The following is an 11,942-nucleotide window of genomic DNA, read 5'->3' as shown; positions in this document are numbered from 1 at the left end:
ATGAAAAAAGCAGTTATCATCCTTTTACTAACTATCTTTTCCATAGCGGCCCGCGCGCAGGAGGCCCGGATCAAACAGGTTCAAAAAGATTTAAAGGAGCATACGCAAGCCGATACCTTTAGGGTGAACCGCCTGAATGAATTGCCAGGCTTGATTACCTTGCCTGCCGACCGCGTGGATAGTATGGCAAATGAAGCTTTGGCCATTTCGCGTAAGCTTCACTATGACGATGGCGAAGCAGAGTCAATGATCACCCTGGCCAGGTTAACGTACCGGAAAAATAACTTACCACAGTCGAGAGTGCTCATGCAACAGGCTATTACCCTGGCACAAAAGCTTGAGGATAAAACGCACCTGTCAAATGCTTATGCTGCAATGAGCTCCTTAAACAATCTTACAGGCGAAAGCAAACAGGCATTAGATTATGCTTTTAAGTCGGAGGCAGCCGCTCAAAAAACCATGGATAAAGCTTTGATCGCCCGCCGACAGGTCGGCCTTTCTGGTCTATACTCCGCATCGGTAGGCGACTATACCAAAGCCATGGAGTGGGCGTTGAAAGGGGAAAAAAATGCAGAGGAAGCGAATGACCTTAATGCGCTGGCACAGGCGTGGTCGGCAATAGCTACAATTTTTACCAATATTGGCGACCAGCCCAATGCTATTGCTTACTATAAAAAAGCGTTGGACGCCAACAAAAAACTCGGTAATCGTAACTTGGAATTTAACCTGCTTAATCGCATAGGTGAAATGTACCGTCTTACCGGCCGCTACCCCGATGCAATAAAGGCTTACGAGGAAGGGTTAAGCAAAACTCAGCTGCCCTATAACACCGAGCTTACACAAAGCAACCTGGCCGATGTATATGTACGGTTGGGCAATTTGCCATTGGCTTTTAAGTATGGTTTCCTGTCGCTGCATGGAGCCCAAAAAATTAATGATGCCGAAGGTGAAGAATGGATAGACGGCATATTGGCGCGGGCCTATTTGAAATTAAAGAAGCCGGATAGCGCGATTTACTATGCTGCCAACGGCTACGGAAAAGCTAATCGTACCGCAACAATAGAATTCAAGCGGGATAATAGCGAGGCATTGGCCAATGCGTATGTAATGAAAAAGGACTTCGCCAATGCCTATAAATATCATTTGCTTTATATCTCCTATCGCGACAGCATGAACAGCGCACAGGTTACCAACCAGACAAGTTTGTTGCAGTATAATTATAGCCTGGCTAAAAAGCAGTCGCAGATAGTTACCCTTAACCAGCAGAAAAAGCTGCAAAATGCTTTGTTATGGGGCTCGCTGGTAGTTGTATTGTTGATTGGCATTACCATGGTTGTATTATATCGTAATAACCGGCAAAAACAAAAAGCCAACATCCTGTTAAGCAAGCAAAAGCAATTAATAGAAGAAGAGCGCGACAAAACCAATAAAGCGCTGGCCGATCTGAAATTGACCCAAAATCAACTGGTGCAATCCGAAAAAATGGCATCGCTGGGCGAATTGACAGCCGGTATTGCGCATGAGATACAGAATCCGCTTAATTTCATCAATAACTTTGCCGAAGTGAACCGCGAGATGATAGATGAAATGACCGAAGAGCTAAAAAGCGGTAATACCGGCGATGCCCTGGAAATTGCGGCAAATATAAAAGCGAACGAAGAAAAGATAAACCATCACGGTAAACGCGCCGACGGTATTGTAAAGGGAATGCTGCAGCATAGCCGCGCCAGCAGCAACGTCAAGGAATTAACGGATATCAACAAACTGGCCGATGAGTATCTCCGGCTGGCTTATCACGGGCTGCGGGCAAAAGATAAATCGTTCAACTCCGAATTGGTTACCAGTTTTGCCGGGGAGTTGCCCGAGATCAACGTTATTCCGCAGGACGTGGGGCGCGTGCTGCTTAATCTTTTTACCAATGCCTTCTACGCCACACAGCAAAAACAAAAAACATCGGCGGCGGGTTACAAACCGACGGTCGAAGTAAGCACTTTGGCAAAAGACGGTGTTATCCGCATCAAAGTGAAGGACAACGGAACAGGTATACCTGAGCATCTTAAGGAAAAAATTATGCAGCCTTTCTTTACCACCAAGCCAACCGGCGAAGGTACCGGCCTCGGCCTGTCGTTAAGCTATGACATGGTGGTGAAAGGGCATGGGGGCCGAATTGAAGTGGATAGCAAAGAGGGAGAATACACTGAATTTACGGTGATCCTGCCATTTTCTTAGGTTTAAATAATTACTTTAGTTTTTTGAATTGAACTTACGGCAGATATATGTCAATTTTTTATTTTCTTACCGCATTTCTCCTTGTACGACGTATAAATAAGCGCCTGAAAGGCAACCTGTTCTTATATCCTAAGTGGCGTAACATTATTACTATAGCCACATGGAGTACCATAGGACTGTTTATAGCATCATGGGCCCTTCCCGAAGAATATCATGATCTGCTCGGCGCTTCGGTATTACTTAGTATGGCGTATTATGGTTATAAGGAAGAAGACTTTAAAGTTTACAAAGTGGTCTTTCAGGCCACATACCCGCTTATAGCAATTGGTTATATCAATGCAGCCGTAAAAATATTTTTTAATTTCTTTTACGAAACAGATAACTACGATCAGTATTTTGTTTTTGCGGTAATTGCGGCTTTCATTTGGACATTTGCACGTTGGGCCAGCACCAAAAAGCAGGAAGAAGCCTTACGCATAAGTGCCGACCGCCGTGCCGAGCTGGAGGTTTTGGTAAGTGAACGTACTACCGAATTGCAGCAGCAAAAAGAGGAACTGCAGGAAGCCCTGCGCGAACTGAAAACTACCCAGGCCCAGTTAATACAGTCCGAGAAAATGGCCTCGTTGGGTGAACTGACCGCCGGTATAGCGCATGAGATACAGAACCCGCTCAATTTTGTCAACAACTTCTCGGAAGTAAGCGGGGAATTGGTGGATGAAATGGAGGAGGAGCTTAAAAAAGGTGATGTTGAAGAAGCCATGGCTATAGCCAACGATATCAAACAAAACCTTGAAAAAATACGGCACCATGGCAAACGTGCTGATGGCATTGTAAAAGGAATGCTGCAGCATAGCCGCGCCAGCAGCACCACAAAAGAACCGACAGACATCAATAAATTAGCTGATGAATACCTGCGGCTGGCTTATCATGGACTGAGGGCAAAAGATAAATCATTCAATTCAGACCTTGTCACCCACTTTGCTGAAGGGCTGCCGCAGGCAGAGATGGTACCGCAGGACGTAGGCCGCGTACTTTTGAATTTATTCAATAACGCTTTTTATGCCGTTCAGAAACGGCACATTGCCGAAGGCAACGCCTTTAAACCGGTGATTGAAGTAACAACGGCGCTAAAGGGGAAAAACCTGGAAATTACGGTAAAAGACAACGGGACCGGCATACCGGATGACATAAAAGACAAAATTCTGCAACCCTTTTTTACTACCAAGCCAACCGGCGAGGGAACGGGCCTGGGTTTGTCGCTTAGTTATGATATTATCGTGAAAGGCCACGACGGTAAAATTGATGTAAAAAGTAAAGAAGGTGAGTTCACCGAGTTCAAAATAACCCTGCCTGTATAGTTTAATTAAGTATATTTATCACAATTATGAAAATACTCGTAGTAGACGACGAAGCTGATGTACAGCCGCTTTTCCTGCAAAGATTCCGTAAAGAGATACGTGAGCATGAGTTCGAGTTCGACTTTGCCCTTTCCGGCGAGGACGCGCTCAGCTACCTGCACGATAAGCATTCGGAGATCGTGCTGATCCTTTCGGATATCAACATGCCAGGCATGAGCGGGCTCGAACTGCTGTCGCGTATCCGGCACGAGTACGACACGCCGCCGCCGATGGTAATGATGATAACAGCGTACGGCGACGAGGAAAATCACCGCCAGGCAATGGAGCGCGGTGCGAATGATTTTTTAACCAAGCCACTTGATTTTAGCCTGTTGAAAGAAAAACTAAAAACCTTTAGCATATAATGGCCAAGATACTTGTTGTTGACGACGAGGCTGACCTGGAAGCGTTGGTAAAGCAAAAGTTTAGACGAAAGATACGTGAGAACGTGTATGAGTTTGTATTTGCCCAAAATGGCGAGGAAGCTCTGCAGAAAGTAAGTGAGCACCCCGATCTGGATATCGTGCTTTCAGATATTAATATGCCAGTGATGGACGGGCTGACCCTGCTTAGCCGCCTGCCCGAGGCAAACCCGGTTTTAAAAGCCGTAGTCGTTTCTGCCTATGGCGATATGCAAAATATCCGCACTGCCATGAACCGCGGCGCTTTTGATTTTGTATGCAAACCTGTCGATTTTGATGACCTTGACCTGACCATGGAAAAGACCATCAACTACGTAAAGCAACTGCACGAAACCATGCAGGCCATTAAGGAGAATAACATCCTGAAAATGTACGTTGATGCTAATGTGCTCAACTTTATGTCGCATAAGGAGTTTGAAAGCACATTGCTGAAAAACGAGTTGATGGATGCTACCGTAATGTTTATTGATGTATGCGGTTTCACCAAAATAACCGAACACGTACCTGCCAATAACGTAGTGAATTTACTGAACGGCCTGTTCGATAAAATAGTGAAGGAAATAATTGCACAGGACGGGCACGTAGATAAATTTATGGGCGATGCCGTAATGGCCGTTTACCGCGGCGATTACCACCTCGACCGTGCTATCGATACCGCATTAGCTATACGTACCGAGTTGGCCAAAATGGACCCTGTATCAGCAGGCGACAAAACGTTTAAAGCAGAGATATCCATAGGCATCAATTCGGGCGAAATGGTTTCGGGTAATATCGGATCAGCTTCACTGAAAAGGCTCGACTATACGGTTATAGGCGACTCGGTAAACGTTGCGCAGCGCCTGCAGTCAGTTGCCAAAGCGGGGCAGATACTGATTACCGAAGATGTGCATGAAAAGATCAAAGAATCTTTCAAAAGCGAAATAAACGGCGAATTCACCTTAAAAAACAAGGAGAAGCCCGTTGTTACCTATGCGGTGATAGAATAAACTTTCATTTAACTTTCTGTTAAGACAAAATCCAAAAAGATAAAGCAAATTTGTCCAGGTATTTATATCCCTGCAAATTCTTTACTATGGAAAGACGATCGGCCCTCAAAGGCATCGGCAGCATGCTGCTGGCACCGGCACTGCCCTTTAAGAATATTTTACCTGGTGAAAAACCCGTATTACGGGTGGCCCATCTAACAGACATCCACCTGAAGAACAAGTTTGATGCGCCCGCGCGGTTCACCAAATGCCTGCACCACATGCAGGAGCAGTCCCCTAAAGTCGACCTGGTACTGAACGGCGGCGACGTGGTGTTCGACATGAATAAGGAAAATATCGGCACCATCACCGATCAGTGGAAACTCTATAAGTCCGTCTGGGAAAATGAATGCAAACTACCCGTTAACTATTGCCTCGGCAATCACGACATCTGGTGGAACGAGAATGATAAAGCCCAGGCGCTGTATGGGAAAAAATATTCGATGGATCAGCTGGGCCTTCAAACCCCTTATTACAGTTTTATAAAAGGCGGCTGGAAATTTATTTTACTGGATAGCGTTCATCTTGACATCGACAATACCTGGTACATTGGCAAATTGGGCGATGAGCAGTTTGCCTGGCTGGAAAATGAATTAAAAACCACAAACCCCTCAATGCCTGTGCTGGTGATGACACACATCCCTATCCTGACCGCCACCAACCTCATCGAAGATAATATTGTGAATAAATGGACGATGCTTGGCGGCGATATGCACACCGATGTTTCAAAGATCATCAGCTTGTTTTATAAGCATCCTAACGTGAAGCTATGCCTGAGCGGTCATATCCACCTGCGCGAAAAATTGATCTATAACAACGTCACCTACATCTGCAACGGTGCAGTAAGCGGCGCCTGGTGGGAAGGCAACCGTCGTGAAACAGCCCCGGGTTACGGCGTTATCGACCTTTTTGCTGATGGCAGCTTTAAGGAAGATTATGTCAATTACTGATTGTTTTAACTATACATTTGTTATACAATTAGTTAGCCATGGAATTTGAAAGCCTCGTACCGATACTCTATTCGGATGATATCCCCAGGAGCATCGCTTATTATAAAGATATCCTCGGTTTTGACAACGACTGGATATGGGACGAAGAACCAACTTTTGGCGGCATAGGGTCTGACCCGGTCAGGCTCTTTTTCTGCAAGGGAGCACAGGGTCATCCCGGTACCTGGATATGTGTCAACCTGGATAATTTGGACGAATACTACGGGCAAATTAAAGCCAAAGGCGCCATCATCTTATCCCCTCCTAAAGACAAACCCTGGTTTATGCGCGAAATGCTGGTTGGCGATCCCGATGGGCACGTGATCCGCTTTGGGCATGGCATAGAATGCCCGGAGGACTAAGAAGCAATAACACCGCCCATCCCTTTCCCGGTCATAAACACAAAAGCCTCAGCAGCTTTTACACCCAATTCGCGCCCTCGAAAATCTTCCATAGAAGCGTGTCCGCAGCCATATATCCCCGGCGGGTCCTGGCTGGTATGGCAATACACTGCTTTTCGCTTTTGTTCCTGCGTTTCGCTGATATCTACGTAATCTGTTGGCTTAAAACCCATAGTTTGCTCGCCCGTACACACCTCGAAAAAATACAGCGGGTATTTATGCTCCGCCCTCACCCAGGTCTGTATCATCAGTAAGCTGGCTATTTGGTGGTCTTTATGTGTATCTACCGGCCAGTGCGTAAAAACAATGTCCGGCTTTTCGTCGGCTACCAGCTTTTGCACTTTAGCCAGCCAGGCATTATCCATAATGGTGTCGCCATCTATCTGTCCGGCAAAAACAGGTTTAGCTTTTAACACGGCACAAGCGTTTATCGCTTCCTGTTTTCGTATCGCGGCAGCTTCGTTATGGCTTTTTCCTACAATGCCTGCTTCGCCGGTTGTCAGGTAAATGATCGTTACCTCGTGCCCCATAGCCGCCAGTTTGGCCAGCGTGCCGCCGCAGCCACTTTCGGGGTCATCGGGGTGAGCGCCAAAGCAAATTACTTTTTTCTTAGCTGCGGTCGATTTTGGCTTTGCCTGAAGTAGGTTGGGCAGCGTCAAAAAGCCCAGCCCGGCTGTTTTAACAAAATTGCGGCGGTTTGTAGAACGTTTTTCCATATACTGAATTGAATAACTGAAATTACATATTTACCTTAGATTTACGCTATGTATCTTATGAAACGTTACTTACTTATCTGCCTGCTGCTGCCTTTATCCTCATTGGCCCAAACCCTGCCGGTTAAAACTTACGACATCTGTGTTTACGGCGCAACATCAGGCGGGGTAATAGCCGCTTATAACGCCGCCGCACAAGGCAAAAAAGTGGTACTGATAGCAACCGGCAACCATGTAGGCGGTTTATCATCAGGCGGGCTGGGTTATACCGATATCGGCAATAAATATGTGGTGAAGGGCCTGGCGCTGGATTTTTACCGCCGGGTTGGTAAACACTACGGCAAGCTGGAGCAATGGATATTTGAGCCGCATGTGGCAGAAGATATTTTCAGGGAGTATTTAAAGCATAAAAATATCACCGTTATTTACGGGCATAGCTTAATCAAAACCGACCTCAGTATCAAAAAGATCGGCATTACCATCAAAGGGATCAGTCTGCATCCTTCCCTTACTGATAAGGAGCCTGATATCAGGATAGCGGCAAAAGTTTTTATCGACTGCTCCTACGAAGGCGACCTGATGGCTAAAGCAAAGGTCCCATACATCGTGGGGCGCGAGGCCAACAGCCGGTATAATGAAACTTATAATGGTGTCGAACTGCGCGACAAGCACCAGTTTGCCGATGGGGTAGATCCGTATAAAGCTTTGGGCGACCCGAAAAGCGGCCTGTTATGGGGCATTAGCAGCGATATATTAAAGCCTAACGGTACCGGCGACCGCCGCGTGCAAACTTATAACGTACGTGTTTGCCTGAGTAACGACCCGGCAAACATGATCCCGGTCACCCGCCCGGCCGATTATGATTCGACCCATTACGAGCTTTACCTCCGGATGATCCACTATAAAGCACCAACCAGTCTGCCCATGTACATCAGCATGATGCCGAACCATAAAACGGATATCAACAATAATGGCGCATTCTCCACAGATATGATCGGCGTGAATTATGATTATCCTGATGGGGATGAAGCCACGCGCGAAAAGATCGTGCAAATGCACAAGAGCTACACCCAGGGTTTATTTTATTTTTTAGGGCATGATGCCCGGATTCCGGAGAATATCCGCAAGCAAATGCTGCAATGGGGCTACCCTAAAGATGAATACACTGATAACGGTAACTGGACGCCACAGATCTACGTTCGTGAGGCGCGCCGGATGATAGGTCGTTACGTGATGACACAGGCCAATTGCGAAGCTAAAACGACAGTTGACGATGGTATTGCGATGGCCGCTTACACGATGGATTCGCACAATGCCGAGCGTATAGTAACCAACGGCATGGTAAAAAACGAGGGTGATGTGCAGGTAGGTGGTTTCGGGCCTTATCCGATCTCGTACCGGGCAATTACGCCTGAGCATGTTTTCAATTTGCTGGTGCCTGTTTGCCTGTCGGCCAGCCATATCGCCTATGGTTCTATCCGGATGGAACCTGTGTTCATGGTATTGAGCCAGAGCGCTGCTCAGGCAGCCATTTATGCCATCGACCATCGCACCACGGTGCAAAAAGTGAACGTAAAGGATATTCAAAAAGCGCTGCGGGAAAACCCATTAGCCGACGGCAGTACGCCGGACATCATCATCGACGATAATGATAAAAAACAGGTTACCACAGCAGGCAAATGGATAACCGGTAAAAACGGCTACGGCCCAACTGTACTGATCAGCGACACGGCCGGCACATCAATTAAAACAGTAAAGTACTCGTATCCGGTAACCAAACCGGGCTTGTATAAAATTTATACCTATTCGTCGACCGAAAATAAAACCCCGTTCCGGGTAGATGTAAGCAATGGGTCATTGACTAAAACTTTAACGATAGATCCGGGTGAAACAGAGGTAGAAGGCCAAACCAGCGGCGAATGGGTATCCCTGGGTGAATATCAAATGCAAGCAGGACGGATAAACATAAAAATTTCAACTATTCATCCAACGGACAAGATACATGCGGATGCTGTTTTGCTTGTTCCTGATCGCTAATTATTTAATACAAAAGAGTAGGCGATCCAATGGTCGTGGTGGGCAAAAGAAACGATCACTGGTAATTCCTTATCACCACTTGAAACGAAGGGATAGCCATGCGGGCTTTTTTCGATACGGAGATCTTGCCTGGGAAATAAGTCGGGCAATGTACCTGAGATAAGTCTTCTTACCTCAGCCGATTGCACATCCGGCTCTGATGAACCGATCTTTTTGACAGCCCAATGTATGCCGGTAAAATCATCGCTATCGTTTACGGCCGAAAAAATGAAATCGCCCGTTATTACCGATGCTGAATGAAACTGCCGGCCGTCAAACATAACAAGCCCCTTATAGACGGTATCACTATCAAAACCCCGTCCTCCGGTTAATGAAGAAGCAGAAGCCGGAACCTTTAGTTGCTGAATAACCATCTTTGATGGTGAAAATACCAGGTCCGGTTTCCCCCGCTGCAAAAATTTATACACCGATTCCTTCACCGACCACGCCAGCCAAACAAAATGTTCAAGCGGCATTATAGCAGAAAGAGCCTTATCATAAAAGCTCTTTTCCACATCGGTGATTATCTTCGAATAAAACCTGGATTGCTGGCTGCGGGCAACATTGATAGCTTTTAAAGCCACAATATCGCAGCCTGTGCCGCTCATTACTTTTGATTGAGTTTGTCGTATATCACATCAATGCAGCTTCCCACATTGATCATCTTATCGGCCGAATCATAATCGATCTCGATATTGTACTTTGCCTCCGCGTCGATAATAATATCCACCAAATTTGCCGAATTGATCTTTAAATCTCTTATCAGGTCCGTTTGGTCATTGATGCCGTCCAGCATCTCCTTATTGGTTGTGTATGGCGCGAAAACCTTTTTAAGCTCATTTAAAATCTCTTCCCTGGTCATTTAATTTTTGAATTTTGAAAATATCAGGCAGCAATTGACATCACCGAAGCCAAAATTTGCCTTTGCAATTATATTAATTTCTTTCTTTATCATACTTACCGGCAAACACGTCTCATCTACTACGTTGAGTATCTCGGGGTTTGGGTCCTCTAAGTTAATATTTGGATGTACAAATCCATGCACTATTTGCAATACGCATGCCACAGATTCAATAGAGCCCGCCGCGCTTAAACAGTGGCCTATCATCGACTTTACGGAATTCGTCAGCGGGAAGTTTTTCCCGCTCCGTCCCAGTGCCTGCGCCCAGCTTTGTATCTCGTACTTATCAGCCATAGTAGCCGTAAGGTGACCGCTTATGAGGTCGATATCATCGGCCTTAATGCCTGAATTTTCTATCGCTTCGCTAATACACCTTGTTACCCCTGCCGGGTTAGGCGCCGTCATGGTGCCGCCTCCGCGTTGCCCACCCGAATTAGCACATCCGCCCAATACCTCGGCATATATTCTTGCGCCGCGTGCTAACGCAAAATCAAGATCTTCCAGTACAAACGCCGCTGCGCCCGAACCAGGAACAAATCCGCCATACGACGCACTCATTGGCCGCGAGGCCCGTTCGGGCTGGTCGTTAAATTTTCGCGAAAGCACCCGCATGGAATCAAACGTGCCGAAAATATAAGAGTCGATATATTCGCCGCTGCCCACAAGCATCCTTTTGGCAAGGCCGCTCTGAATATATTCACAGCCCATCAAAATAGCCTGGGTACCCGTGGCACAAGCGGTTGAATTGGTTACCACCCTGTTCCCCAATCCTAATCTCCCTGATATAAAGGAGGTAACACCACTATTCATGGTTTGCTCTACCACGCGCGAGCCTAATTTTTTAACCTCTTTATTATCAACCTTGATAATAACATTCTTGGTAGCCTCCGAATCGGGTGCGCTATTGCCAAACACGCAGCCGGTTTCCCAGCGCGGCTCGTCAGTGTCGTAAGGCAACCCTGCATCGGCCCACGCGTCAAGTGCAGCGGTGATACCGTAGGCAATATTGGTGCCCTTCAGACCATGATAGCTGACCTCGGATATATAATTTTTTAAATTTTCCCACTCAAATTCGGGGATACCGGCTACATGGCAGCTCATATGCAGGTCCTCGTATTTCGGCACGAAACGGATACCCGATATACCGTTTTGAATTGCGTTTAAAAAAGCGGGAATACCGACACCATTGGGAGAAACTACTCCCATGCCCGTGATCACTACGCGTTTAGCCATTCTTTAGATCCACTTTTTTGACTATCCCCGAAAACATTCCCTTGGCGACCAAATCGCCCGAACTGTCATGCATCTCAACATAACACTTCAGCTTACCGAAACGGAAGTATTCTTTTTCGGAAGTAACCTTTACCTTTTGGCCGGGTAAAACCATTTTATGAAAAGACACTTCAGTCGATGTTAGCAAAGGAAACGCAGCAACATCGTCGCCGAAATTAAAATCACTTTCCTTTAACAACAAAAATATACCCAACACCACCAAGCCTATCTGCGCCATTATTTCAGTAATGATAACACCGGGCGTCACCGGGTTACCCTCAAAATGATCCTCGTAAAAAAAGGCATCTTCCCGTAAAGTGTATTCGCCCGCTACGCCATCTTCACTCAATTCAGATATATGGTCAACAAACCTGAATGAGGATTTATAGGGTAAATGACTAAGTATATGATTATTCATAAATTCATTTTAATGTGCGGATGTGCAAATTACAGATGTGCAAATGTAATCCACGAACCAGCTAAATTTTTATTGTCATGTTATTCATCTGCATATCTG

The 11,942-nt window shown here is 46.2% G+C and carries 12 protein-coding genes; 7 read left to right on the top strand and 5 right to left on the bottom strand.

Annotated elements, in window-relative coordinates:
* The 6 genes from VL525_RS07580 (at window position 1) to VL525_RS07555 (ending at window position 6,424) form a co-directional block, all read left to right on the top strand.
* Window positions 1–2,229: an ATP-binding protein gene (locus tag VL525_RS07580; protein WP_325385015.1), complete on the top strand. Its 2,229-nt coding sequence runs from the start codon at window positions 1–3 to the stop codon at window positions 2,227–2,229.
* A 47-nt stretch (window positions 2,230–2,276) separates the two neighbouring features.
* Complete coding sequence (locus VL525_RS07575) at window positions 2,277–3,587, top strand: sensor histidine kinase (protein WP_325385013.1); 1,311 nt, start codon at window positions 2,277–2,279, stop codon at window positions 3,585–3,587.
* 26 nt (window positions 3,588–3,613) lie between these two features.
* Window positions 3,614–3,991 (top strand): response regulator, encoded by a 378-nt coding sequence (locus tag VL525_RS07570; RefSeq protein ID WP_325385011.1) that lies wholly within the window; start codon window positions 3,614–3,616, stop codon window positions 3,989–3,991.
* On the top strand, window positions 3,991–5,034 hold the full coding sequence (locus tag VL525_RS07565) for an adenylate/guanylate cyclase domain-containing protein (protein ID WP_325385009.1): 1,044 nt from the start codon (window positions 3,991–3,993) through the stop codon (window positions 5,032–5,034). The genes VL525_RS07570 and VL525_RS07565 overlap by 1 nt, the downstream gene beginning before the upstream one ends.
* Before the next feature lie 86 nt (window positions 5,035–5,120).
* A complete protein-coding gene (locus tag VL525_RS07560) occupies window positions 5,121–6,023 on the top strand; it encodes a metallophosphoesterase family protein (protein WP_325385007.1) in 903 nt (300 codons plus the stop codon).
* Between the two features lie 38 nt (window positions 6,024–6,061).
* Entirely contained in the window at window positions 6,062–6,424 is a 363-nt protein-coding gene (locus tag VL525_RS07555; RefSeq protein WP_325385005.1) for a glyoxalase superfamily protein, read from the top strand.
* Here the strand turns inward: VL525_RS07555 and VL525_RS07550 are convergent.
* Complete coding sequence (locus tag VL525_RS07550; protein WP_325385003.1) at window positions 6,421–7,179, bottom strand: PIG-L deacetylase family protein; 759 nt, start codon at window positions 7,177–7,179, stop codon at window positions 6,421–6,423. The two genes, VL525_RS07555 and VL525_RS07550, sit on opposite strands and share 4 nt — an antisense overlap.
* Window positions 7,180–7,236: 57 nt before the next feature.
* On the opposite strand from VL525_RS07550, the gene VL525_RS07545 reads away from it, so the two are divergent.
* The gene (locus tag VL525_RS07545; protein WP_325385001.1) at window positions 7,237–9,213 is read left to right on the top strand and encodes an FAD-dependent oxidoreductase; all 1,977 of its coding nucleotides are present in this window, start codon (window positions 7,237–7,239) and stop codon (window positions 9,211–9,213) included.
* On the opposite strand, the gene VL525_RS07540 is transcribed toward VL525_RS07545, so the two are convergent.
* From VL525_RS07540 to VL525_RS07525, 4 genes are read right to left on the bottom strand one after another with little or no spacing between them, the layout of a single operon-like run.
* On the bottom strand, window positions 9,210–9,860 hold the full coding sequence (locus VL525_RS07540; RefSeq protein ID WP_325384998.1) for a 4'-phosphopantetheinyl transferase superfamily protein: 651 nt from the start codon (window positions 9,858–9,860) through the stop codon (window positions 9,210–9,212). The genes VL525_RS07545 and VL525_RS07540 overlap by 4 nt on opposite strands.
* On the bottom strand, window positions 9,860–10,114 hold the full coding sequence (locus tag VL525_RS07535) for an acyl carrier protein (RefSeq protein ID WP_325384996.1): 255 nt from the start codon (window positions 10,112–10,114) through the stop codon (window positions 9,860–9,862). Before VL525_RS07535 ends, VL525_RS07540 begins: the two co-directional genes overlap by 1 nt.
* On the bottom strand, window positions 10,115–11,386 hold the full coding sequence (locus VL525_RS07530; RefSeq protein ID WP_325384994.1) for a beta-ketoacyl-[acyl-carrier-protein] synthase family protein: 1,272 nt from the start codon (window positions 11,384–11,386) through the stop codon (window positions 10,115–10,117).
* Complete coding sequence (locus VL525_RS07525; protein ID WP_325384992.1) at window positions 11,379–11,843, bottom strand: 3-hydroxyacyl-ACP dehydratase FabZ family protein; 465 nt, start codon at window positions 11,841–11,843, stop codon at window positions 11,379–11,381. The genes VL525_RS07530 and VL525_RS07525 overlap by 8 nt, the downstream gene beginning before the upstream one ends.
* Between the last annotated feature and the right edge of the window lie 99 nt (window positions 11,844–11,942).

The sequence above is a fragment of the Mucilaginibacter sp. genome (assembly GCF_035492695.1).
In the GTDB taxonomy this organism is placed as follows: Bacteria; Bacteroidota; Bacteroidia; order Sphingobacteriales; family Sphingobacteriaceae; genus Mucilaginibacter.
Note: the sequence above shows the minus strand (reverse complement) of the source record. Positions and strands in the feature narration are given on the sequence as shown.

What these genes read in the sequence shown, in the direction of transcription:
- VL525_RS07580 (WP_325385015.1), top strand. Translation starts at nt 1, where the DNA reads ATGAAAAAAGCAGTTATCATCCTTTTACTAACTATCTTTTCCATAGCG.
- VL525_RS07575 (WP_325385013.1), top strand. Translation starts at nt 2,277, where the DNA reads ATGTCAATTTTTTATTTTCTTACCGCATTTCTCCTTGTACGACGTATA.
- VL525_RS07570 (WP_325385011.1), top strand. Translation starts at nt 3,614, where the DNA reads ATGAAAATACTCGTAGTAGACGACGAAGCTGATGTACAGCCGCTTTTC.
- VL525_RS07565 (WP_325385009.1), top strand. Translation starts at nt 3,991, where the DNA reads ATGGCCAAGATACTTGTTGTTGACGACGAGGCTGACCTGGAAGCGTTG.
- VL525_RS07560 (WP_325385007.1), top strand. Translation starts at nt 5,121, where the DNA reads ATGGAAAGACGATCGGCCCTCAAAGGCATCGGCAGCATGCTGCTGGCA.
- VL525_RS07555 (WP_325385005.1), top strand. Translation starts at nt 6,062, where the DNA reads ATGGAATTTGAAAGCCTCGTACCGATACTCTATTCGGATGATATCCCC.
- VL525_RS07550 (WP_325385003.1), bottom strand. Translation starts at nt 7,179, where the DNA reads ATGGAAAAACGTTCTACAAACCGCCGCAATTTTGTTAAAACAGCCGGG.
- VL525_RS07545 (WP_325385001.1), top strand. Translation starts at nt 7,237, where the DNA reads ATGAAACGTTACTTACTTATCTGCCTGCTGCTGCCTTTATCCTCATTG.
- VL525_RS07540 (WP_325384998.1), bottom strand. Translation starts at nt 9,860, where the DNA reads ATGAGCGGCACAGGCTGCGATATTGTGGCTTTAAAAGCTATCAATGTT.
- VL525_RS07535 (WP_325384996.1), bottom strand. Translation starts at nt 10,114, where the DNA reads ATGACCAGGGAAGAGATTTTAAATGAGCTTAAAAAGGTTTTCGCGCCA.
- VL525_RS07530 (WP_325384994.1), bottom strand. Translation starts at nt 11,386, where the DNA reads ATGGCTAAACGCGTAGTGATCACGGGCATGGGAGTAGTTTCTCCCAAT.
- VL525_RS07525 (WP_325384992.1), bottom strand. Translation starts at nt 11,843, where the DNA reads ATGAATAATCATATACTTAGTCATTTACCCTATAAATCCTCATTCAGG.